19 protein-coding genes are annotated in these 22,039 nt (G+C 73.9%); 8 read left to right on the forward strand and 11 right to left on the reverse strand.

Translation table 11 applies throughout. The annotated features are described in order from the left end of the window. The first annotated feature begins 42 nt into the window (after nucleotides 1–42). Nucleotides 43–1,473, forward strand: coding sequence for an MFS transporter (locus Aru02nite_RS11580; protein WP_203657436.1), 1,431 nt, complete (start codon nucleotides 43–45; stop codon nucleotides 1,471–1,473). Nucleotides 1,474–1,475: 2 nt separating this feature from the next. Here the strand turns inward: Aru02nite_RS11580 and Aru02nite_RS11585 are convergent, their stop codons facing one another. After that, nucleotides 1,476–3,011, reverse strand: a complete 1,536-nt coding sequence (locus Aru02nite_RS11585) for a sensor histidine kinase (protein WP_203657437.1) — start codon at nucleotides 3,009–3,011, stop codon at nucleotides 1,476–1,478. Next, the gene (locus tag Aru02nite_RS11590) at nucleotides 2,989–3,735 is read right to left on the reverse strand and encodes a response regulator transcription factor (protein ID WP_203657438.1); all 747 of its coding nucleotides are present in this window, start codon (nucleotides 3,733–3,735) and stop codon (nucleotides 2,989–2,991) included. Before Aru02nite_RS11590 ends, Aru02nite_RS11585 begins: the two co-directional genes overlap by 23 nt. A gap of 212 nt (nucleotides 3,736–3,947) precedes the next feature. Between Aru02nite_RS11590 and Aru02nite_RS11595 the strand changes: the two genes are divergently transcribed. Continuing rightward, nucleotides 3,948–4,628 (forward strand): hypothetical protein, encoded by a 681-nt coding sequence (locus Aru02nite_RS11595; RefSeq protein WP_203657439.1) that lies wholly within the window; start codon nucleotides 3,948–3,950, stop codon nucleotides 4,626–4,628. A 518-nt stretch (nucleotides 4,629–5,146) separates the two neighbouring features. Here Aru02nite_RS11595 and Aru02nite_RS11600 read toward each other — a convergent pair. Further along, nucleotides 5,147–6,466, reverse strand: a complete 1,320-nt coding sequence (locus Aru02nite_RS11600) for a hypothetical protein (protein WP_203657440.1) — start codon at nucleotides 6,464–6,466, stop codon at nucleotides 5,147–5,149. 295 nt (nucleotides 6,467–6,761) lie between these two features. Here Aru02nite_RS11600 and Aru02nite_RS11605 point away from each other — a divergent pair, with 295 nt between their 5' ends. Next, entirely contained in the window at nucleotides 6,762–7,187 is a 426-nt protein-coding gene (locus Aru02nite_RS11605) for a DoxX family protein (protein WP_203657441.1), read from the forward strand. Here Aru02nite_RS11605 and Aru02nite_RS11610 read toward each other — a convergent pair. From Aru02nite_RS11610 to pseB, 6 genes are all read right to left on the reverse strand, one after another. Continuing rightward, nucleotides 7,083–9,287, reverse strand: a complete 2,205-nt coding sequence (locus Aru02nite_RS11610; protein WP_203657442.1) for a right-handed parallel beta-helix repeat-containing protein — start codon at nucleotides 9,285–9,287, stop codon at nucleotides 7,083–7,085. The two genes, Aru02nite_RS11605 and Aru02nite_RS11610, sit on opposite strands and share 105 nt — an antisense overlap. Next, nucleotides 9,284–10,984, reverse strand: a complete 1,701-nt coding sequence (locus tag Aru02nite_RS11615; RefSeq protein ID WP_203657443.1) for a hypothetical protein — start codon at nucleotides 10,982–10,984, stop codon at nucleotides 9,284–9,286. The genes Aru02nite_RS11610 and Aru02nite_RS11615 overlap by 4 nt, the downstream gene beginning before the upstream one ends. A 19-nt stretch (nucleotides 10,985–11,003) precedes the next feature. Next, the gene (locus Aru02nite_RS11620) at nucleotides 11,004–12,776 is read right to left on the reverse strand and encodes a hypothetical protein (protein ID WP_203657444.1); all 1,773 of its coding nucleotides are present in this window, start codon (nucleotides 12,774–12,776) and stop codon (nucleotides 11,004–11,006) included. Nucleotides 12,777–12,782: 6 nt separating this feature from the next. Further along, nucleotides 12,783–13,817 carry a hypothetical protein gene (locus Aru02nite_RS11625; RefSeq protein WP_203657445.1) on the reverse strand — a complete coding sequence of 345 codons (1,035 nt, stop codon included), beginning with the start codon at nucleotides 13,815–13,817 and terminating at the stop codon, nucleotides 12,783–12,785. Nucleotides 13,818–13,871: 54 nt separating this feature from the next. Then, on the reverse strand, nucleotides 13,872–14,996 hold the full coding sequence (locus Aru02nite_RS11630) for a DegT/DnrJ/EryC1/StrS family aminotransferase (RefSeq protein ID WP_203657446.1): 1,125 nt from the start codon (nucleotides 14,994–14,996) through the stop codon (nucleotides 13,872–13,874). 72 nt (nucleotides 14,997–15,068) lie between these two features. Then, a complete protein-coding gene (gene pseB / locus Aru02nite_RS11635) occupies nucleotides 15,069–16,058 on the reverse strand; it encodes a UDP-N-acetylglucosamine 4,6-dehydratase (inverting) (protein WP_203657447.1) in 990 nt (329 codons plus the stop codon). 89 nt (nucleotides 16,059–16,147) lie between these two features. Between pseB and Aru02nite_RS11640 the strand changes: the two genes are divergently transcribed. Then, entirely contained in the window at nucleotides 16,148–16,879 is a 732-nt protein-coding gene (locus Aru02nite_RS11640; protein WP_203657448.1) for a cytidylyltransferase domain-containing protein, read from the forward strand. Further along, nucleotides 16,876–17,883, forward strand: a complete 1,008-nt coding sequence (locus Aru02nite_RS11645) for a PseG/SpsG family protein (RefSeq protein ID WP_203657449.1) — start codon at nucleotides 16,876–16,878, stop codon at nucleotides 17,881–17,883. The genes Aru02nite_RS11640 and Aru02nite_RS11645 overlap by 4 nt, the downstream gene beginning before the upstream one ends. A gap of 124 nt (nucleotides 17,884–18,007) precedes the next feature. On the opposite strand, the gene pseI is transcribed toward Aru02nite_RS11645, so the two are convergent. Both pseI and Aru02nite_RS11655 read right to left on the reverse strand, forming a co-directional pair. Further along, nucleotides 18,008–19,063: a pseudaminic acid synthase gene (gene pseI / locus Aru02nite_RS11650; protein ID WP_203657450.1), complete on the reverse strand. Its 1,056-nt coding sequence runs from the start codon at nucleotides 19,061–19,063 to the stop codon at nucleotides 18,008–18,010. After that, the gene (locus tag Aru02nite_RS11655) at nucleotides 19,060–19,659 is read right to left on the reverse strand and encodes a GNAT family N-acetyltransferase (RefSeq protein ID WP_239076614.1); all 600 of its coding nucleotides are present in this window, start codon (nucleotides 19,657–19,659) and stop codon (nucleotides 19,060–19,062) included. Before Aru02nite_RS11655 ends, pseI begins: the two co-directional genes overlap by 4 nt. Before the next feature lie 97 nt (nucleotides 19,660–19,756). Here Aru02nite_RS11655 and Aru02nite_RS11660 point away from each other — a divergent pair, with 97 nt between their 5' ends. The 3 genes from Aru02nite_RS11660 to Aru02nite_RS11670 are packed head-to-tail and all read left to right on the forward strand — an operon-like array spanning nucleotide 19,757 to nucleotide 21,964. Beyond that, a complete protein-coding gene (locus Aru02nite_RS11660; RefSeq protein WP_203657452.1) occupies nucleotides 19,757–20,038 on the forward strand; it encodes an acyl carrier protein in 282 nt (93 codons plus the stop codon). Then, nucleotides 20,035–21,228 carry an AMP-binding protein gene (locus Aru02nite_RS11665; RefSeq protein WP_203657453.1) on the forward strand — a complete coding sequence of 398 codons (1,194 nt, stop codon included), beginning with the start codon at nucleotides 20,035–20,037 and terminating at the stop codon, nucleotides 21,226–21,228. Before Aru02nite_RS11660 ends, Aru02nite_RS11665 begins: the two co-directional genes overlap by 4 nt. After that, nucleotides 21,221–21,964 (forward strand): SDR family NAD(P)-dependent oxidoreductase, encoded by a 744-nt coding sequence (locus Aru02nite_RS11670; RefSeq protein ID WP_203657454.1) that lies wholly within the window; start codon nucleotides 21,221–21,223, stop codon nucleotides 21,962–21,964. The genes Aru02nite_RS11665 and Aru02nite_RS11670 overlap by 8 nt, the downstream gene beginning before the upstream one ends. Nucleotides 21,965–22,039: the final 75 nt, after the last annotated feature.

Raw genomic sequence — 22,039 nt, forward strand, 5'->3', positions numbered from 1 at the left:
GTCGACACCGGAGTACGACCGGATCGACGGAGGGAAGCGGCGATGAACGCCCGGACGCGATGGATGTCCCTGATCGTGCTCTGCGTGGGGATGCTGATGATCGTGCTGGACGCGACGGTGGTGAACGTGGCGCTGCCGGCGATCCAGGACTCGCTCGGCTTCACCCAGGCGGGCCTCGCGTGGGTCGTCAACGCGTACCTGATCGCGTTCGGCGGGTTGCTGCTGCTCGCGGGGCGGCTCGGCGACCTGCTGTCCCGGCGCGGGGTGTTCGTGGCCGGGCTGGCGGTGTTCACGGCCGCGTCGGTGGCCTGCGGGCTGGCGCAGAACCAGGCGATGCTGGTCGCCGCGCGGTTCGTGCAGGGTGTCGGCGGCGCGATGACCTCGGCGGTCATCCTCGGCATGATCGTCACGATGTTCCCGGGGCCGCGCGAGCAGGCCCGCGCGATCGGCGTGTACAGCTTCGTCGCGGCGGCCGGCGGCTCGGTCGGGCTGCTGGCCGGCGGCGTGCTCACCCAGCTCACCAGCTGGCACTGGATCTTCTTCATCAACATCCCGATCGGCCTGGTCACCGGGATCGCCGCGGTACGCGTGCTGCCGGCCGACGACCGCTCGCGCGCCCGTACCGGGCTGGACCTGCCCGGCGCCATCCTGATCACCGCGGCGCTGATGGTCGGCGTCGGCACGATCGTCACCCCCACCGGCCGGTACGCCCTCCCGCTGGCCGGTGCCGCCGTCCTGCTCCTCGCCGGCTTCCTGGTACGCGAGGCGACCGCGCGCAACCCGCTCGTACCGCTGCCGATCTTCCGGTCCGGCACGGTGTCCGGGGCGAACGCGGTGCAGGCGCTCACCATGGCCGGGATGTTCGGCGTGTTCTTCCTCGGCGCGCTCTACGTGCAACACCTGCTCGGCTACGACGCGCTCGGTACCGGCCTCGCGTTCCTGCCGACCACGACGATCATCGGCATCCTCTCCCTCCGGTACGCGGAGCGCTTCATCACCCGGTTCGGCGCGCGCACCGTGCTCGTGCCGGGTCTGGTGCTGATCGCGGCCGGGCTGGCGCTGTTCGCCCGGGTACCGGTGCACGGAAGCTACGCCACGGACGTGCTGCCGACGATGCTGCTGATCGGTACCGGGATCGGGGTGAGCGGGCCGGCGCTCGCCACGCTCGCCATGTCCGGCGCCACCACCGAGGACGCCGGCCTGGCGTCCGGGCTGGTCAACACCACCACGCAGGTCGGTTCGGCGCTCGGGCTCGCCGTCCTCGCCACCCTCTCCGCGGTCCGTACGCACGTCGCCGAGGCCGCCGGCACGCCGCACCCGGACGCGCTGGCCGCCGGGTACCGGCTGGCGTTCTGGTGCGCGGCCGGGCTGGTCGTCCTCGCGATCGGGCTCGCCCTGGTCACCCTGCGCCCGCGTCGCGCCGCCGCGACCGCCCCCGCCGAGCAGCCCGAGTACGCGACCGCCGGGTTGTGACCTCAGCGCTCCGGTGCCGAGCCCTCCAGCGCGGAGTCGTCGCGCGGCGGTACGGCCGGGGTCGTCGGCAGCGTGATCGTGAACGTGGTGGGCGGGCTGGTCGCGGTCACCGTGCCGTGGTGCGCGGTGACCACGGCGTGCACGATCGCCAGCCCCAGCCCCGTACTCCCGGCCGCGCGGGAGCGGGACGAGTCGCCGCGGGCGAACCGTTCGAAGATGTTGGGCAGGATATCGGCGGGGATGCCCGGACCGTCGTCGGTCACCGTCAGCGTCACCGAGCCGCGCGCGTTGCGCAGCCGCGTCACCACCGTCGTACCGGGCGGGGTGTGGGTGCGGGCGTTGCCGAGCAGGTTCGCGACGACCTGGTGCAGCCGCGCGTCGTCCCCCGGTACCGTCACCGGTTCGGGTGGCAGGTCGAGCCGCCAGGTGTGGTCCGGCCCGGCGACGTGCGCGTCCGACACCGCGTCGGCGACCACCCGGGACAGGTCCACCTCGGTACGTCCCAGCGGGCGCCCGGAATCCAGCCGGGCCAGCAGCAGCAGGTCGTCGACGAGCGTGGTCATCCGGCGCGACTCCGACTCGACCCGGCCGATCGCGTGCGTCACGTCGGCCGGCAGTTCGTGCCCGCCGCGCCGGGTCAGCTCCGCGTACCCGCGGATCGCGGCGAGCGGGGTGCGCAGCTCGTGGCTGGCGTCCGCGACGAACTGGCGGACCCGCTGTTCGCTGGCGTGCCGGGCGTTCAGCGCGTTGGCGACGTGGCCGAGCATCCGGTTGATCGCCGACCCGACCTGACCCACCTCCGTACGCGGGTCGGTGTCGGGCGAGGGCACCCGTACCGAGAGGGCGACCTCGCCGCGGTCCAGCGGCAGCTCGGCGACGCGGGTGGCGGTGGCGGCGACCCGGCGCAGCGGCGTCAGCGTACGGCGGACGATGAGGGCGGCGACCGTGCCGCCGATCAGTACCGCGGCGGTGGCAATGATCAGCTCGATGAGCAGCACCCGCAGTAGCGTGTCGTTCACCGGCCCCTGCGGCAGCCCCGTGACGACCACCGTACTGTCGTCCGGCGTCGTGTACCCCACCGCCCGGTACGACCCGAGCTCGTCACCGAGGTCGACGGTGACCGGGTGCCCGTCCCCCGGTATGCCGGCGAGCGTGGTGGCCTCCTCGACAGTCAGCGCCTCCGTCCGGTCCGGCCCCCGGTACACCTGGGCCTGGCTGACGGATCCGTTGCTGACAAAGGCGACCACGGTGTCCTGGCCGGGACCGCCGGTCAGGCGAAGGTCGGTGCGGCCGGCGTCCGGCGGTGCCTCCGGACCGTCGACCTGGAACCGCACCACACCGGTGCCTGCCCGCGCGACCTGGCTGTCCAGCTGGGCCATCAGGAAGTTGCGCAGGGCCAGCTCGGTACCGATGCCGGCGCCGACGCACACCACCGCGATCAGCGCCACGATGATCGCCGTCAACCGGGTACGCAGGGACCAGTGGGCGATCCCGCGCCGCTCAGGTCGCGGGCTGTCAGGTCGCGGGCTTGAGGACATAGCCCGCACCGCGCAGGGTGTGGATCATCGGCTTGCGCCCGGCGTCGATCTTCTTCCGCAGGTACGAGATGTACAGCTCGACGATGTTGGCCTGGCCGCCGAAGTCGTAGCTCCACACCCGGTCGAGGATCTGCACCTTCGACAGCACCCGGCGCGGGTTGCGCATCAGGTACCGCAGCAGCTCGAACTCGGTGGCCGTCAGCTGGATCTCCGCGCCGCCGCGGCGTACCTCGTGGCTGTCCTCGTCGAGGGTCAGGTCGCCGACGACGAGCATCGCGTCGGTCTGCTGCGTGGCCCGGCTCGCCCGGCGCATCAGGCCGCGCAGCCGCGCCACGACCTCCTCCAGGCTGAACGGCTTCGTCACGTAGTCGTCGCCGCCGGCGGTCAGCCCCGCCACCCGGTCCTCCACCGCGTCCTTCGCGGTCAGGAACAGTACGGGCAGGTCCGGGGCCTCGCTGCGCATCCGGTGCAGCACCTCCAGCCCGTCGATGTCGGGCAGCATGATGTCGAGCACCACCGCGTCCGGCCGGAACTCGCGGGCCTCGCGTACCGCGGCGGTGCCGTCGGTCGCCGACCGCACGTCCCAGCCCTCGTACCGCAGCGCCATCGCCAGCAGCTCGGACAGCGTCGGCTCGTCGTCCACGACGAGCACCCGTACCGGCGAGCCGTCCGGTCGCCGCAGGTGCACCCGCCCCTTGGCCCGGCTCACCGGCTCCGTCCCCATGCCCACCATGCTGTCATCGTCGCGGCCCGCGCTGTGGCCGGATTGGGCCCTTCCTGTGTACGACCTGTGCGGTGCCCGCCGCGGCCCGGCAAAGCGGACAAGCACACCGCTACCTCAGCGGTACCACAGGGTCGGCACAGGGTACGGGCGGACGGTCGAGCCTCCTGCGGCGAGCACTGCCGCACCGAGGTACCGAGAAGGAAGGGCGCGACGTGACCTCCCCAGGAACGGACGAGACCGTACCGGCCGGCGCAGAGTCCGGCACCCCCGCGGGCGCCGAACCCGAGACCCCGGCCGGGGCCGAGCCGCAGGCGGCCCCGGCGAGCGGGCCGCGCCGGCCGCTCACGAACGCCCAGCGGATCGCGGTCGCCGCGGCCGTCGGCGTCGCCGCGGTCGGCATCGGCGGCGGCGTCGTGTACGCCTCGTCGCACCAGTCGTCGAACGGCCAGTTCGGCGGCGGCGGCGGAATGCGGATCTTCCGGCCGGGCGGCAGCAGCGGGCTGACCGACGCGCTGCACGGCGAGTACGTGGCGAGCAACGGCAAGAACGGCACCCGCACCATGCTCATCCAGACCGGTACGGTCACCGCCGTGTCGTCCAGCTCGGTGAGCGTCAGGAGCACCGACGGCTTCGCCGGCACGTACGTGGTGGGCTCGGGTACCAAGGTCGACGACGGCGCCACCACCATCGGCAAGGTCAAGAAGGGCCACACGGTCACCGTCGTCGCCACCAAGTCCGACAGGACCGCCACGTCGATCCTCGACACCACGCTGCTCGGCGGATCCAACGGCGGCCCGCAGAACAACACCGGACCGCAGGGCGGCACCGGCCAGCAGGGCGGCGCGCCGCAGGGCGGGCCGCGGGGCAACGGCAGGCCAGGCGGCCAGCCCTGAGGTGGATGGGCGCTTCGTCTTTTCACTGAACACCCGGACGCATCGGTACCGGCCCGTGGGCACCCGGTCGGCGGCGCGGGCCCGGCGCGATCCGGTCGCCGGCGCGGTGGGCCAGCGACCCGGTGTCGGCGGCGCGCCGCCGACACCGCGTGGTGGCCGGTACGCGCCTTCGCTCTGAGCACCCACACGCATCACGGCGCCCGCGACGTTCCGGTGCGTCGATCGCAAGCAGCGGCGGCCGGTGGCCGGTCGTCGTGCAGCGGGCGCCGCCCCATCCGGCGCCCCGGCCCCGGGCCCGGTCCTTCGCGCGACCGGCGCCCGGGGCCGCCTCGTCTCTCACGGGCAACGGCACGAACCCGTTGCCCCACAACGACTCCGGGCACGACCCTCGCCGGAACCGTTGGTACGACACCGTTTCCGGGTACGAAACCGCCCCGGCGCCGGAGTGCGGCGGACCGGGGCGGGCGGCCGGGACGGCCGGGGTGGGCGGTCCGGCCGGAGCCGGCCGGACCGTACTGTCAGGCGGCGGGGCGGCGCAGCCGGCCGATCATGCGGCGCAGCCAGCCGGAGCGCTGCGTACCGGGGCGGGAGCCGGCGGGACGCGTACCGTTCGGGTGCGCCTTGTCGTCGCTCTTCTCGGCCGCGGCGGCCTCGACCGGCTCGTCGGCGTCCAGCGCCGGCGCCTCGATCTCGGCCTTGGCAGCGTCATCGTCCTTCGCCGCGACATCAGCCTTGTCAGCGTCGTCAGCCTTCGCCGCGTCGTCAGCCTTGTCAGCGTCGTCAGCCTTCGCCGCGTCGTCAGCCTTGGCGGCGTCGTCGACCTTCGCAGCGTCCTCGGCCTCGTCGGCGTCGTCAGCCTTCGCCGTTTCCTCGGCGGACGCCGACTCCTCGGCGGCAGGCTCCTCCGCGACCTCCGCGACCTCCGCGACCTCCGCGGCAGCCGGCTCGGCGACGTCGGCGGCGACCGGCTCGGACTCCGTCTCCGCAACGGCTTCCGCCTCGGCGGCGGCGACCGGCTCCGCGACGACCTCGACCGAAGCGGCCTCGCCGGACGACGCGGGCGCGGCGGCGGACGTGGCGACGGCGAACTCGGCGACCGGTACCTCGGTCACGGCGACCGACGACGGGTCGGCGTCCGCGCCGGCCGTACCGACGAGGCCGAGGAACGGGTTGAGCCAGGCGACGTGCGCGCCGTCGGCAAGCGCGGCCGGTACCGGGGCCGGCGGGCGCAGGCGGTCGGCCGCGCCGGTCGCCTTCCGCGCGTACGGGCCGGTGTTGCCGAGCAGCCACAGCGGCGTGACGCCGGCCTCGGCGTACGCGTCGCGGGCGGCGGTCCAGTCGGCGGCGGTGAGCGCCGAGTAGACCAGGTGGACGGCGACGCGGTCACCGTCGGCGGTCGTGATGAGCAGGTCGGGGTTCGGGGCCAGGTCGGAATCGGCGGTCACCGTCGAGCCGGGGTACGCCGTGGCGGCCCACCGGATGACGGTCTGTTCGGCGGCGAGCCGCCACAGCGTCTCCTTGGCCTGCTTGTCGCCGTGCGTGGTGCCGGTCTTCGGGTGGACGAACGCGACCCGGCCGGCACCCTTGCGGATCCCGGTGTAGGTGGCGTCACAGCCCGGGAACGGGCACTGCAGCGCGCCGGCCTTGACCCGCTCGCGCCAGGTCTGGCCGGGCGGATCGGCGGGCGTGTCGGGACCGGCGTCGGCCGGCAGGTACTGGAAGGCGCCGTCGGCGTCCCGCGCCCACGCCTGGTAGAGCGTGGTGTCGAAGAGGCGTCCGCGGGCGGCGGACTGGGTGGTGCTCGGTGCGTCGTCGTTGCGATCGGGCGTATCGCTCATGGGCGGCAACAGTAAAGGACGGCCGGGATATTTGGGAAGCCGACCCTCACGCGTGTCGGACACAACGTTACCCACAGCCGCTCCCCTCCTGTGTACGCATCCCCCACCGGTTGAACGAGCGCGTGCGTCCCGCGTCACGGTACGACCGTCCACAGTGGACGTTCCGGGCGGGGTCGGCCCGGTGACGCGGCGGCGTTGCGGGGTTGCCGCCGGTCGGCACAAACCCGCCAGACACGCCGTTGTCCGGACATCCCCGTTTTCAGTAAAGTCAGTTAACTGTTTCCGGGAGGTGCCCATGAACACGCTCGCCGAGACCGGGAAATCGTTGTGCCGCATGACCGTCGGGCTGCTGTTCGCCTGCCACGGGACGGCCGGACTGTTCGGCTTCCCGATCCGTACCGGACACGTGCCGGCCGTCTTCGCGTGGCCCGGCTGGTGGGCCGCCGCCATCGAGTTCGCCACCGGGCTGCTCGTCCTCGTCGGCCTCGGCACCCGCGTGGCCGCCCTGCTCGCCTCCGGCACCATGGCCTACGCGTACTTCACGGTGCACCAGCCGCACGCGCTCTGGCCGATCGCGAACGGCGGTGAACCGGCCGCCGTGTTCTGCTGGACCTTCCTACTCGTCGCCGTCGTCGGACCCGGCCGGTTCTCCCTCGACGGGCTGCTCGGCCGCCGCCGGCGCCGCACCGTGCAGGTCGCCGGCGAGTACGTCGGGTCCTGAGTCGACGCCGTCCCGGCGTACCGCGACGATCTCGGGGCCGCCGTCGGCGAGCCGTACGGCGGACAGGACGATGCCGTCGGCGCGTTCGAGTACGACGGCGGCGCGGGTGCGGTCGGGCGCGTCCGGCAGCGCCGGCTCGGTGGTGAGCGCGCAGTCGGTCACCGTCACGTCCCGGTACGCGAGGTGGCTGGTCCGGCCGTCGACCTCGCTGCGGCCCCACCCCGCCAACCGCATCGCGTACGGGCCGCACCAGCCGACGGTGCAGCCGGACACGGTGATCGCCGACGAGACCGGCGACGCGCCGGAGACCGGGTGGAACCGGTCGGCGTTGTCGCCCGGCAGCAGCCGGAACCCGATCTCGACGCCGGTGCACCGCACGTCGCGTACCGCCACGTCGTGCACCGAGCTGAGGTAGAAGCCCTCGAACGCGTCGGTCACCCGCAGCCCGGTGATCCGCAACCGGTGCGGGTGGTACGACGGGCCGGTCAGCTCGCTGACGCTGGTACCGACCGCGCCCCAGTGCACCGCCACGCCGGTACCGCCGCCGCTGACGCGCACGTCCGCGACGGTCAGGTCGCGGACGGCGCCGAGCACGGCGACGGAGTTGGCGGTGCACCGGCCCGCCCGCCGTACGGTCAGGTTGCGGAGTTCGACGTCGGTGGCCCACTCGGGGCGCTCGGGGTAGAAGTAGCGGCCGACGGTGACGGCGGTCCAGCGGTCCCCGTCGTGCTTGCCGGGGTCGGCGACGGGCAGCTCCAGCGCCAGGTCCGCGACGCGTACGCCGGAGCCGAGGACCCACAGCAGCGGCGCCGCCGTCGCGTCCGGCTGGATGAGGACGGTGTCGCCGTCGCGGGCGCCGGTGAGGTGCCGGCCGTCGGCCAGCCGCAGCCCGCCGCCGACCGGGAACCGGCCCGCCGGCAGGGTGACCGGGGCGGCGTCCGGCCGGTCCAGCAGTTCCTGCACCAGCGCGCGGTTCGCCTCGGCGTCGTCGGTCAGCTCCGGCGTGACGCTCGCCGGCCGGGTCACCGACGCGGCGACCATCCGCCACGCCACCGGCCGGTACGTGCTCAGTCGTACGACGGCGGGGCCGGACAGGTGGCCGGTGTAGCGGACCTGGACGACGTTGCCGCGGACCCGGACCGCGCAGGCCCGGGGTGTACCGCCGTCGAGCGGGACGAGCTGCGCGTGCACGTCACGCGGGCGCAGCGCGGTCCGTACGGTGAGCGGGGCCAGCCCGTACCGGACGGGGGCGGTGACCGCGCGGGCGCCGCGGATCATGCCGCGCCGGGCCCGGTTGCTGGCGGCGAAGCGGGCGGCGGCGAGCCGGCGACGGGCCAGCGCGATGCCCTTGTCCCGGTACCGCAGGCGCGGCGCGCCGGTCGGCGGTTCCTCCCACAGCGGCCCCGCGGGCGGCGCGACCCGGTCCGCCGGTACGGTCGCGGCCGGTCCGGCGCGCAGCGTCCACACGAACGTGCCGGACACCGGCGCGGCGGGCGCGGCCAGGAACACGCCGCCGGCAACCGGGCCGGTGGCCAGGTCCTCAACGGGCCGGTCCCCGGCGGGCCGGTCCTCGGCGGGTACCGGGTCGACGGTCACCGCGTCCACCCGTACGCCGACGGCGGCGTGCGGGAGCGTGCCGTCCGGTGCGGCCGTGGCGTCGGCCAGTTCCAGGATCAGCAGCCCGTCCGCCGGTACCTCCTCGGCGGTGAGGTCGAACCGCACCGTGGCCGACGCGTCCAGCGCGAACGAGCCGTGCGGCCGGTCCAGGAGCACCGCCGTACGGGTCGCGCCCTGCGACCGGACCAGCAGCAGCCGGGCGCCGTGCGGCTGCCGCGGCGTGACCCGGTCGGGTACGCGGTGCTGCCACCACTGCGCCGTCTCCCGGTCGGCGGTCAGCCGCAGCGTGACCCGTACCGGGCCGTCGGTGGCGACCTTGATGCCGATGAGGCCGGGGCTGGCGGAGAAGCGGCCGACGATCCCGGTGCCGCGGACGAAGCCGTCGCAGACCTGGATCGCCGCTCCCCCACCGGTTTTCACGGTCGCCGGCAGCGTCAGCGGCGCCACCGGCCGGTCCAGCTCGGTGTCGAAGGTGCGACTCACTCTTCTCCCCACAACTCGTCGCCGAGCGTCCCGCCGCGGGACGCGGACAGGTCGAACCGGGTCAGGAACGGCTCGCGCCGCGACCACATCCGCCGGGTCGCCGTGAACGCCGGGTCGCCGTCCGACTCGACGTGCTGCATGACCACGCGCAGGATGCGCAGCAGCTGGTCGGACTGGCCGGCCTCCCAGTGCGGTACCAGGTCGGTCGGGACGTCGGCGGCGCTGCGGTAGAACCAGTGCCACAGCCGGGCCCGTTCGCGCTGCTCGGGCGTGACCAGCGGGCGGCCGGTGCGCAGCTCGCCGATCGCGCCGGACAGCGTCGACCAGTAGTCGTCCACGCTGGTCGCCACCCGGGAGATGCCGCACGCGCTCCACTCGGCCCAGCCCGCCATCACCGTCGGGATCCCGTACGCGGGAAGCTCGTTGGAGATGCTGCCGCGGACGGTGACGCCCAGGTCGGTGAGGCTCCACAGGATGTTCTTGCTGAGGTCCCTGCTCGGCGCGAACCCCACGTGCGGCACCCCGCGGTACTGCTCGGCGAGCGCGTCGAAGTGCCCGGACGAGTCGTACAGGCCCTGGCTGGGGTGGTCGAGGAACAGCCAGTTGACGTCCGTGCGGTCCTTCGCGTACTCGGCGGTCCGTTCGAACCAGTCGGCCAGGTCGGCGAAGTGCTCGACGTTGGTGCCGAGGGCGTCGGACACCGCGTGGTTGAACACGGCCACGGTCGGCCGGCCCGGTTCGAAGCCGAAGCGGTGCGCGGCGTGCGCGCGCAGCTGCCGGCGTTCGGTGTCGGTGCGGATGTCCAGCGAGGCGGTCGCGCCGCCGCGCCACCACGACGGCCGGCCGAGGTTTCCCTTGGCGCGCCAGGAGACCAGCTCGGCGCTGTGCCGGATGAGGTCACGCTGCGGCCAGATCGTCTTCTCGAAGTACTCGCCGATCCGGGTGGTCAGCGCGGCCCGGAAGGTCGGCGCGCCCTCCGCCTGCTCCGGGAACAGCGCGTACGACTTGAGCGAACCGGTCGTCTGCACGTGCAGCACCGGCGTACCGGTGCGGCGGGCGGCCTCGACGGCGAGCCCCCAGTGGTTGTAGTCGACGTGGCTGGTGACCAGCGCGTCCGGGCTGAACGCCGCGAACAGCCGGTCGTACACCTTCGCGAACGCCTCGGTCCGCGCCTTCACCCGCCGGTACGTCTCGGACGCGCGGTGCGCGTCGGTGAGCCGCGGGACGCGCAGCAGCCGGGCGGCCGTGGCGTACACGTTCTCGTCGAGGTCGGCGGGGCTGATCGGGGGCCGGTGCGTGTCGTGCGGCAGCGGCCGGCCGGCGACGGTCGCATCCGGTGCCGGGCCGTCGCCGGCCGCCACGTACCGGTCGACCAGCTCGTGCACGTCGATCACGTCGTCCGCCTGGTACGCCGTCGCCAGCTTGCGTACCAGGGAGGTGTCGAACCGGGTCCAGAGCGCCTCGCTCCAGTCGGCGTCGGTGCCGGTGAACACGATCAGCCGGGCCGGGAAGACGCGCCGCAGCGCGTTCGCCACGGTCAGGTTGCGCAGCGCCACGCGCAGGTCCTGGTGCAGGATCTCCACCAGGATCGCGCCGGGCGCGTCGCCGGTGGGTGCCGCGCGCACGTTGTTCGACCAGTACACGGACGCCACGGCGAGAAACCGGTCGAACTCCGCGGTGTCCGCGTTCAGCCGCACTGCCGTCTCTCCCTCGTCGTCATGACCGCAACCGCCGCATTTCCCGGCGGAGCAAGCGAATCCCGATGTGGAACGGGAAGGTGAACAGGTACCCGATCCGGTACGTCACGGACCGGCGCAGCGTGCCCAGCTCGCCGAGCCGGCGGTCGCGTTCGGCGACGCTGTCGTCCAGCCAGCGGATCTGCGCGCGGGCGTCGGCCAGCTCCGCGGTGAGCGAACCCACCAGCCGCACCGCCTCCGCGTACCCGGTGGGCGGGACGGTGCCGTGGCCCGGATCGGCCGACCACCGCTCGCGCAGTTCCGCGTACCGCTTCGCGTCGCCGCCGTCCGCGGGCGCGCGCGGTTCGTCCAGGTGCACCGCGTACGCCGCGGCGGCGGCCAGGTCGCGCGCCGAGACCGCCACGCCGGCGGTGGCCGCGAGGGTCACCGCGAGCCGGTCCGGCGAGACGCCCACCGGCCACGGGTGCCGGTGCCCGCCGGCGACCAGCTCGTAGCAGAACCGTTGCAGCGCACGGAGAAAGACCAGATCGACCGGTACCGCCAGGGTGGTCGACCAGCTCGGGTCGGCGAGGGCGGGACCGTCCGGGCCGAGCAGCACGCCGGACAGGTCGGCGACGGCCTTGCCGGGTGCGGCGAGGGGCCCGTGCCCGGTCTCGTCGCCGGCCCACACCGCGCGCCAGTCGCCGTCCGTCCCGTCCGCCAACAGCCACTCCCGGTACGCCCGCACGAGTTCGCGCGCGGTGACCAGGTCGTCGGCGGCGGCCGCGGCGACGAGCAGGTCGCGCAGCGGCACGCCGGCCGGTACCGGTCCGTCCAGTGTGGACGGATCGCGGGTGAGGTGGTCGAGTGCCCGCGGCGCGGTGTCCGCCGACAGTGGGGCGCGCCGCCAGCCGCCGTCGGCGTCCCGTTGCAACAGCTGCGGCACCGCCCAGAAGTCCGGCACCCCGCGGTCGGCGAGCACGATCCCCGGCCGCGCGGTCGGGGCCGCGGTCGGGGTCGGGCGGTCGTCGTCGGCGCGGCAGGTCAGCACCACCCAGGCCGGCGCCAGCGCGACGCCGAGGCCGTGCCGTACGGCGTCGCGGGCCAGCGGGGCCGGGTCGGTCAGTACCGGCGCGGGGCCGGGCAGGCAGGCCGCCGCGACCAGCGAGGCCACCCCGTCGCCGGCCGCGGCCAGCGCCGTCTCCTCCGCCACCAGCCCCGGGTACGCCGCCAGCACCGACCCGGTACGCAGCCCGGCCGCGGCCAGCGCCGTGCGTACCGCGGCCAGGCCGGGCGGTACGTCGGTGTCGGAGGCGGCGGCCACGCCGGTGAGCCGGTCCAGCCCGAGTCCGTTGCGTACCAACAGGAGTGCGGGGGCGCCGGGTGCGGCCAGCGCGGCGAGCAGGGCGACGGTGTCGGCCCAGCGGCGCGGCGGGCTGTCCGGCCCGTACAGCGCGGCAGGGTCGTCCAGCGCGATGACCGCGGCGTACCCGGAACCGTCGGGCGGCAGGCGGTCCAGCCCGCCGCACAGCACCCGCACCCCCGACGCCGCCAGCCGGGTACGCGCGGCGCGGGCGTCGGGCAGGTTGCGCAGCACCAGATCCACCGCGAGACCGCGGTCGGCCAGCGCGGTCAGCAGCGAGTCGTCGTGCCGGCCGGCGACCAGTACCCGGCCGCGGTCCGGTAGCGCGGCGCCGACCAGCGCCAGCAGCCACCCGCCGTACCGGTCGGCGCCGTCGGCGTCGGAGCCGGCCAGCACCTCGCCGCCGAGCAGCCGTACCGCGTCGGCGGTGTCCTCGATCGTCGTGTCCACGTCCCGTCAACCCACCAGGGCTTCGTCTCGGGCCCGGCCGGCACCCGCGGGAGCGTCGTCCCGGGTCCAGCCGAACAGGTCGGCGATCTCCGCCGGCGGCGCCACGTACCGCCGGCCCAGTTCCTCGGCGGCGACCGCGTCGGACACCCGGCGGTCCACCGCCGGCGCGTGCATCTCCGGCCACAGCCGCCGCACCCGCGCGTTCCCGCCGTACGCCGGGTTCTCGTTCTCGATCAGCATCGGGTCGCCGTACACGCCGACCTCGCAGCCGGCGGCCGCACCGTACAGCAGGGCGGTGCACAGCCGGTTGGACCCGACGCGGCGGTGCGCGCGCAGCTCGGCCAGCTGCTTGTCCAGGAACCACGGGTCGGTGCCCTGGTAGTGGCCGCCGCGGGTGCCGTGCGTGATCACCCGGAACCCGAACGACTCGTACATCTCGCGGATCTGCGGGTGCCGGAACTCCATCCAGTACAGGCAGACGGTGACGGGTGGCTCCTCGCGCGCGGCGATCTCCGCGGCGAGCGCCCGGTGGTCGCCGAAGATGGCCTGCGCCTCCCACCCGTGGAACGGGTAGAAGATCGTCCCCCGCCGCACGGGCTCGGTGCCCGGCCGGGCGGCACGTCCCGCCGCGGTGCCCGCATTCGCCCGCGCGGCAGGGCCCGGGGTGCCCGGATTCGCCCGCGCCGCAAGGCCCGTGACGCCCGGGGTCGCCCGCACGGCAGGGTCCGCGGTGCCCGGATTCGCCCGCGCGGCAACGCCCGTGGCGCCCGGAGTCGCCGCGGCGTCGGCCATCGCCAGCAGGTACGCGAAGGGCGCGCCGATCACCCGGTAGTTGCCGGCGCCGGCGGCGATCCCGCGCCGGCGCGGTCCGTCCGACCACACCAGCCGGGGTACGCCGGGCGGCGGCGGATCGTCGGCCCCGTACCCGTCGTGGATGTTCCAGCCGTGCTGGACGAACCCGCGGATCCGCGGCGGCGTGCGCAGCCCGCAGTACCGGGCGAACACGTGCGCGTGCCCGTACCAGTGGTTCTGGTGGTTCACCGACGACCCTCCACTATGGACGAACCTGCGCGGCGGGCACCGGACACGGACCCGTCATCCCAGCAACGAGCGGAGCACGTCCACGACGCGGTCCTGGTCGTCGTCGGTCAGGTCCGGGAACATCGGCAGCGACAGCTCCTGCTCGTAGTACTCCTCCGCGACCGGGCACAGCCCCCTCTTGTACCCGAGGTCGGTGAACACCGGGTGCCAGTAGACGGGGACGTAGTTGACCTGGACGCCGATGCCGGCCGCGCGCATCCGCTCGTACACGTCGCGGCGGCGGCCGCCGAGGATCCGCACCGGGAACAGGTGCCAGGCGGGCTCGACGCCGGGCCGCTGCGGCGGCAGCAGCAGACCGTCCACATCGGACAGCAGCGTCCGGTACCGGGCGACCAGCTCGCGCCGCCGGGCCAGGAACCCGGCGAGCCGCCGCAGCTGCACGATGCCGAGCGCGCAGAGTACGTCCGGCAGCCGGTAGTTCAGGCCGAACTCGTGCACCTCCTGGTGCCAGCGGCCCTGGTCGGCGATCCGGAACCGGTGCGGCTCGCGCACCAGCCCGATGTTGCGGAACCGCGCCGCCCGCTCCGCCAGCCCCGGCCGTACGCTCGCGACGGCGCCACCCTCGGCGGTCGTCATGTTCTTCGTCGGGAAGAACGAGAACGTGGTCAGGTCGGCGATCGACCCGATCGGCTTCCCGTGGTACGTGGCGCCGATGGAGTGCGCGGCGTCGTCGAGCAGCAGCGCCCCGGCCGAGTCCGCCACCGTACGCAGCGCGTCGTAGTCGGCGGGGTGGCCGGCGTAGTCGATCGCGGCGACGACCCTGGTCCGCTCGGTGCAGGCGGCCTTCGCGGCCTGCGGGTCGAGCAGCCCGGTGTCCGCCTCGACGTCGGCGAACACCACGGTGGCGCCGAGCATGGCGGCCGTCGACGCGGTCGCCACGAACGTCATCGGGCTGGTCACCACCTCGTCGCCCGGCCCGATCCCGGCCGCCGCGTACGCGGTGTGCAGCGCCGCGGTGCCCGAGGTGACGGTGACGCACTCGGCGCCGCCGGCGGTCGTGGCGAGGTCCGCCTCGAACTGCCGCACCGCGGGGCCGGTCGTCAGCCAGTCGCCCCGCAGTACCTCGGCGACCGCGGCGATCTCGTCGTCCGAGATCGACTGCCGCCCGTACGGGAGCATGTCGGCCGGCCCTCCCTTCGGGCCGGCCGCCGACCGGCTCCGCTCCTCGCTCGCTGCGCTGCTCACCGGACGTCAGCCGGCCTTCGCCGGCGCGAGCATGGCGCGCAGTTCGTCGGTGGACATCCACAGGTCGTTGGTGTCCGAGCGGTAGCAGAAGTCCGCGGCAACCGGCTCGCCGTCGGTCGGCGGCGTGTAGCCCCAGGTCGCGATCGTCGGCTGGAGCACGTACCGGTCGGCGAGGCGTAGCGCGCGGCGGCCCTCCTCCGGGCTGATCATCTCCTCGTGCAGCTTCTCGCCCGGCCGCATGCCGATCTCGTGCGTCGGCGCGTCCGGCGCCACCGCCTCGGCCAGGTCGAGTACGCGCATGCTGGGGATGCGCGGCACGTACAGCTCGCCGCCCTGCATCAGCTCGAACGAGTCGACCACGAACTTCACCGCGGCCGGCAGGCTGATCCAGAACCGGGTCATCCGCTTGTCGGTGATCGGCAGCGACTTCCCTTGCGCCGCAAGCTTCTCGAAGAACGGGATGACCGAGCCGCGCGAGCCCATCACGTTGCCGTACCGCACCACGGCGAACCGGGCCGGGTGGTGCGCGGCGTAGTGGTTGGCCGACACGAACAGCTTGTCGGCGACGAGCTTGGTCGCCCCGTACAGGTTGATCGGGCTCGACGCCTTGTCGGTGGACAGCGCGACGACCTTCTGGACGCCGGTGTCGATCGCGGCCTCGATCACGTTCTGCGACCCCGCCACGTTCGTCCGCACGTACTCGAACGGGTTGTACTCGGCGGTGTCGACCTGCTTCAGCGCCGCGGCGTGCACGACGTGATCGACGTTGTGCATGGCGCGGCGGAGCCGGTCCAGATCGCGGATGTCACCGATGAACCAACGCAGTCGTGAATCGTCGTTGAACATCTGACGAACCTCGTACTGCTTCAGTTCGTCACGCGAGAAGACAACCACCCGGGCCGGGTCGTGGTGGTCCAGGACATGACGTATAAAGGCCTTGCCGAACGAGCCCGTTCCCCCGGTGACGAGGATGTCCGACCCACTGAGTACTGACACGGGGAACGTTTCCTTCCACGAAGCCGCCAGGTGCCACCCGAGTCAAGACGCACGAGGTTAGTGGAAGGTTAACCAGAAATGGGAACGACATGACGAGAATAGTTGGCGTCGTGCAGGCGCGGATGAGTTCGACGCGGCTGCCCGGCAAGGTGCTCCGGCCGGTCGCCGGACGCAGCGTCCTCGGCTGGGTGGTCCGTGCCGCCCGCGCCGCCGACGTGCTGGACGAGCTGGTGGTCGCCACCAGTACCGAGCCGGGCGACGACGCGGTGGCCGCCGAGGCGGAACGGCTGGGTGTCGAGGCCGTCCGCGGCTCTGTGCACGACGTGCTGAGCCGGTTCATCGCCGTACTCGACGGCCGCAAGGCCGACGCGGTCGTCCGGTTCACCGCCGACTGCCCGCTGCTCGACCCGACCGTGGTCGCCACCGCCGTCAACGCCTGGCGTACGGCGCCGTGGCTGGACTACGTGTCCACCGCGCTGCCCCGGTCCGTACCGCGGGGGATGGACGTCGAGGTGATCCGGGCCGACACGCTGCGCGCGCTGGACGGCGTCGCCACCGACCACCACCGGGTCCACGTCACCTCCGCCGTGTACACCGAGCCGGCGGCGTACCGGATGCTGGGGGTGACGTTCCACCCGGACGCCTCCGACCTGCGGGTCACCCTCGACACCTCCGACGACCTGCGGCTCATCGAGGCGGTCGTGGCGCACTTCGGCGACCGGCCGCCCGCGATGCCCGAGCTGGTCGACTGGCTGCGCGCCAACTCCGGGGTCACCGACCTCAACGCGCACATCCGGCAGAAGGTCCTGGAGGCCGGGTGACGGTCGCGCTGGTCGCGGACGCCGGCCGGGTCCGCGGGCTCGGGCACGTGATGCGCTGCCTGGCCCTCGCCGAGCAGCTCGCCCCCCGCGGACTCGACCCGGTGTTCGTCGCCGACCTCGCCGACCTGCCGTGGGCCGTGGCCCGGCTCGCCGAGCGCGACCTCACCTGGGTACCGCCCGGCGACGACCCGGCCGGCACGGTGCTCGGGCTGGCCCCGGCCGCGGCCGTGCTCGACTCGTACCACCTGCCCGAGTCGGTGGGGCATCGGCTGCGCGCAGCGGGCGTACCGGTGCTGGCGATCGTGGACGGCGACTCCCGGCCGCACCCCGCCGACCTGTACCTGGACCAGAACCTCGGCGCCACGCCCGACGCGCTGCCCGGCCCCGGCCTCGCCGGCCTGCGGTACGCGCTGCACCGCGCCGACGTGGTGCGGCACCGGCCCGCCGCCCCGCGTACCGACGACGCGACGCCACCCCGGGTGCTCGCGTTCTTCGGCGGCACCGACCCGTTCGCCGCCGCCCCGGTACTCGCCGGCGCGCTCGCCGCCACCGGCGTGCCGTACGAGGCGACGGTGGTGGCGGCGACCCCGGAGCTGGCCGCGCGGGTCCGGGCGGTCCCGGGGCCGCATGAGGTGATCGGCCCGAGCGACGAGCTACCGCGGCTGGTCACCGGCGCCGACCTGGTCGTCGCCGCCTCCGGTACGTCGGCCTGGGAGCTGGCGTGCCTCGGCGCCGCCGCCGCGCTCGTCTGCGTGGTCGACAACCAGGAGGTCGGGTACGCCCGCGCCGTGGCCACCGGCGCCGTCGCCGGCCTCGGCCGCCTGTCCGACCTGCGTACGGACCCGTCAACAGCGGTGCCGGTACTGCGCCGGCTGCTCACCGACCCGGCCGAGCGGCAGCGGTTGCGGGCCGCCGCGTGGCACCTGGTCGACGGGGCCGGCGCGGCCCGCGTCGCGGATGCGCTGGCGGGCCTGATCGTCGCCGTGGGAAGTCCACGCATGTGACGACGGCTTCCCGGCGGCACGGCGACCGCATCCCCGGGGGCCGCACCTGGCGTTCACCTGCGCGTCACGTCGGCCGCCGGGTGGGCGCCCCGGGCGGCGCGACACACCGCCCGGGGCGTACTTCTCAGATGAGGTCCCAGGTGAGCGGCGTGCCCTTGGGCGTGTCGGCCCGGAACGTACGCCCGGCGACGGTGGCGAAGGACTCCGGTTCCAGCCCGCCGGTCGGGCGGATCGAGCGGACGTTGTCGGCGGTGATCGGCTCGCCGGCGGCGACGTCCTCGACCACGTGCAGCGAGCGCCGGAAGCGCAGGCCCTCGGCCTCGGCGTCGGACGGCCCGAACGACACCCGGCCGAGCGAGCGCCACGCCGTCTCCGTCTCGGTACGCAGCAGCGTCAGTTCGCGCGGCTCCAGCGAGAACGCCGAGTCGACGCCACCGTCCTCGCGGGACAGCGTGACGTGCTTCTCGATGACGGTCGCGCCGAGCGCCACGGCGGCCACGGCGGCGCCGATGCCGAGCGTGTGGTCGGACAGGCCGACGTGCGCGTCGACGGCGCCTTCGAGTACCGGGAGGGAACGGAGGTTGCTGTGTTCCGGCGGCGCCGGGTACGAGGTGGTGCAGCCGAGCACGATCAGCTGGTCGTTGCCGGCGGCGCGGGCGGTACGGACGGCGGCGTCGATCTCGCCGAGCGTCGCCATCCCGGTACTGATGATCAGCGGCTTGCCGGTCGCCGCCATCCCGCGCACCAGCGGCAGGTCGGTGACCTCGGACGACGCCACCTTGTACGCGGGCACGCCGAGCTTCTCCAGGAACTCGATGGACGTCGGGTCGAACGCCGAGGAGAACGCGGCGAGCCCGAGGTCGGCGGCGAGCGAGAAGATCGGCTCGTGCCACTCCCACGGGGTGTGCGCCTCCTGGTACAGCTCGTAGAGCCGGCGGTTCGGCCAGAGCTTGTGGTCGGGCGACAGCCGGAACCGCGGGGTGTCCACGTCGACGGTGATCGTGTCCGCCGTGTACGTCTGGAGCTTGACGGCGTGCGCGCCGCAGTCGGCGGCCATCCGGACGATGTCGAGCGCCCTGTCCAGGCTCCCGTCGTGGTTGCCGGACATCTCCGCGATGATCATCGGCGGGTGGTCGGGGCCGACGGGGGTGCTGCCGATCGTGACGTCGGGGCGGGTCATGCGGGCTCCTCGCTGGTCTGTGCGGTGCCGGTGCGGGTGGCGTCGCTGCTGGTCCCGGCCGTGCCACCACCGGGTACGGGTCGGGCGGCGCCGCGCCGGTCCGCCCGGCGCAACGTGATCTCCCGGTACGCGACGGTCCGGCCGTCGACGACGCGTTCGGCCGGCGGGCCCTCGACGAAGCCGAAGCGACGGTTGGCGCGGCGTACGACGGTGTTGTGTTCGAGCACCTCGCCGGTGAGTACGTCGAGGTCGAGGGTGTCGAAGGCGTGGTCGAGGGCGGCGCGCTGGACGCCGAGCCACGCCGACAGCCCGGTGCCGCGCTCCTCCAGCCCGGCGAGGTCGAGGTAGAACCCCCACGACGCGGTCCGTTCGCCGGCTTCCGCACGCACCCGCTCGAACAGCACGACACCGGCCGGTACGCCGTCGTCGGAATAGATCAACAACTCGCGCGTCGGGTCGGCGAGAACGCGTTCGAACCATTTTTCGTGTTCGTTCGCGGAAATCTCGTGACCGGTGAAGCTCGCCGCGCGGACCTGCGGATGATTGCGCCAACGGCGGATGTCGCCGCGGTCGGCCGGTTGTGCTCGGCGCAGCACGCCACTCTCCCGGATGTTCATTGCCAGTTCCGATTCGTACGCTACATTGCACCGCACGCATGACCCTATCCCCGGATGAACGCAAGGTAGCCGAAGAATGAATTCCATCGACCCGCCCGCCACCGTTTCCGTACTCGACCGGGACCAGATCCGCGACCTCATGACGCAGGTACTCGCGGCCCAGGGCAAGGACCTTCCGTCCGGCGAGTCGGCCGACCTGCGCGAGATCGGGTTCCGCTCGCTGGACTTCTCCGAACTGGCCCTCCGGGTGGAGGACGAGATCGGCCGCGAGCTGAACTTCGACGCGCCGGGGCTGCGCAACATCCGTACCGTCGGTGACGTTCTGGACCTGCTCGCCGAGCTCCAGGACGCGACGTGACGGCTGGCGACGCGAACCGGGTCGTCCTGCCCGACGGCACCGCGACCACGTGGCGCGCGCTGCTCGACGGCGAGCCGCTGCCCGATCCCGTCGCGGTACTCGCCGAGGACGCGGCGAGCGCGCTGCGCGCCGTCCGGCGGCACGTCGAGGACGGCACCGAACTGCTGGTCGCCGCGCGGTCCCGGGTCGACGAGACGCTGCGCGCCGAGCTGATCGAGGCCGGCTTCGCGGTCCCGTCGTACGGGGTGCCCGCGCACCGGGCGGCCGAGCCGGGCCGGTTGTGGATCCTCACCTCGGGCAGTACGGGGCGGCCGAAGCGCATCGGCCACACCCTCGACAGCCTGACCACGGTACGCGAGGCGCAGCCGCCCCGGACCTGGCTCTGCCCGTACTCGCCGGGCACGTACGCGTGGTGGCAGCTGGTGACGCTGTCGCTGGCGCAGCCCGGCCAGGACCTGGTCGTCACCGACCCGGCCACCCTGGACGACTGGCCGCGGGCGGCGGCCAAGCACGGCGTGACCGCGGTGTCGGGTACCCCGACGTTCTGGCGGCAGAGCCTGCACCGGCACGGCGACGAGCTGACAACGGTGCCGTTGAGCCAGATCACGCTCGGCGGCGAGCCCGTCGACCAGCCGGTACTCGACCTGCTGCGCGCCACGTTCCCGGACGCGCGGATCTCCTGGATCTACGCGTCCAGCGAGGCCGGCGCGGCGGTGGTGGTGCACGACGGGCGCGCCGGGTTCCCGGCGTCCTGGCTGGACCGCGACTCCGTCGACCGGCCCCGACTGTCCGTTGTGGACGGTGAGCTGCTGGTCGCCTCACCGCACCGCGGCGCGGGCGTACCGGAGCTGCTGCACACCGGGGACCGCGCGGAGGTGACCGGCGACCGGGTGCTGCTGCCCGGCCGGATCTCCGGCGACGAGATCAACGTCGGCGGGACGAAGGTGTCGGCCGGCGCGGTCCGCGAGGTCCTGCTCACCCACCCGTCCGTACGGTGGGCGCGGGTGACCGGTCGCCGCGCGCCGCTGGTCGGCCAGCTCGTCAGCGCCGAGGTCGTCACCGACGGCACCGTGGACACCGCGCTGCTGCAACGGTTCGCGGCGGAGCACCTGGCCGAGTCGGCCGTGCCGCGCCGGATCCGTGTCCTGCCCGAGATTCCCGTGAAGGAAACCCTGAAGAGCGATGTCTGACTCCCCCGTACCCGCCGCGTCCGTGGTGCTCGTCTCCGGCGGCTCCCGCGGCCTCGGACTGTCCATTGTGGAGGACCTGGTCGCGGCCGGGCTCAAGGTCGCCGCCTTCGCCCGTACGGTGACGCCGGAGCTGGCGAAGCTCGCCGACACCGAGCCCGACACCGTACTGGCCGGCTCGGTGGACGTGACCGACCTGGCCGCGGTCACCGCGTTCGTGCGGCGGACCGAGTCGACGCTGGGCCCGATCGACGGCCTGGTGAACAACGCCGCGATCGGCCAGGACTCGCTGCACGTGCACACCGCGCCGGACGCGCTGGCCCGGCTGATCGAGACGAACCTGACCGCGCCGCTGCTGCTGACCCGCCTCGTACTCCGGCGCCTGCTGGCCACCAGCCGGCGTGGCCGGATCGTGAACGTCACGTCGATCTGCGCGCAGCGCGGCTTCCCCGGACTCGCCGCGTACTCGGCGACCAAGGGCGGGATGGAGGCCGCGACCCGTTCGCTGGCACGGGAACTGCGCGACCGGGCGCTCATCAACTGCGTCGCGCCGGGCTTCTTCGCCTCGGAGATGTCGGCGGTACTCGGCAGCACGCAGCTCGACCAGATCGTGCGCCGCACGTCGACCGGCCGGCTGACCGAACCGGTCGACGTGCTGCCGGTGGTACGGATGCTGCTGACGGCGGACACCAACATCCACGGCCAGGTCCTCACCGTCGACGGCGGCTCGAACACCTGAGCCGGCGACGCCTGACGGCATCGACACCGCGAGGCAGCTACACCCGGTGTACCGGCGCCTGGCGCCCCAACGCCG

Source organism: Actinocatenispora rupis, from assembly GCF_016861975.1.
In the GTDB taxonomy this organism is placed as follows: domain Bacteria; phylum Actinomycetota; class Actinomycetes; order Mycobacteriales; family Micromonosporaceae; genus Actinocatenispora; species Actinocatenispora rupis.

Coding starts and splice junctions, on each gene's coding strand:
- Aru02nite_RS11600 (WP_203657440.1), bottom strand. CDS start 6,466: ATGAGCGATACGCCCGATCGCAACGACGACGCACCGAGCACCACCCAG.
- Aru02nite_RS11585 (WP_203657437.1), bottom strand. CDS start 3,011: ATGTCCTCAAGCCCGCGACCTGACAGCCCGCGACCTGAGCGGCGCGGG.
- pseI (WP_203657450.1), bottom strand. CDS start 19,063: ATGACCCGCCCCGACGTCACGATCGGCAGCACCCCCGTCGGCCCCGAC.
- Aru02nite_RS11590 (WP_203657438.1), bottom strand. CDS start 3,735: ATGGGGACGGAGCCGGTGAGCCGGGCCAAGGGGCGGGTGCACCTGCGG.
- Aru02nite_RS11640 (WP_203657448.1), top strand. CDS start 16,148: ATGACGAGAATAGTTGGCGTCGTGCAGGCGCGGATGAGTTCGACGCGG.
- Aru02nite_RS11660 (WP_203657452.1), top strand. CDS start 19,757: ATGAATTCCATCGACCCGCCCGCCACCGTTTCCGTACTCGACCGGGAC.
- Aru02nite_RS11580 (WP_203657436.1), top strand. CDS start 43: ATGAACGCCCGGACGCGATGGATGTCCCTGATCGTGCTCTGCGTGGGG.
- Aru02nite_RS11670 (WP_203657454.1), top strand. CDS start 21,221: ATGTCTGACTCCCCCGTACCCGCCGCGTCCGTGGTGCTCGTCTCCGGC.
- Aru02nite_RS11630 (WP_203657446.1), bottom strand. CDS start 14,996: ATGCTCCCGTACGGGCGGCAGTCGATCTCGGACGACGAGATCGCCGCG.
- Aru02nite_RS11605 (WP_203657441.1), top strand. CDS start 6,762: ATGAACACGCTCGCCGAGACCGGGAAATCGTTGTGCCGCATGACCGTC.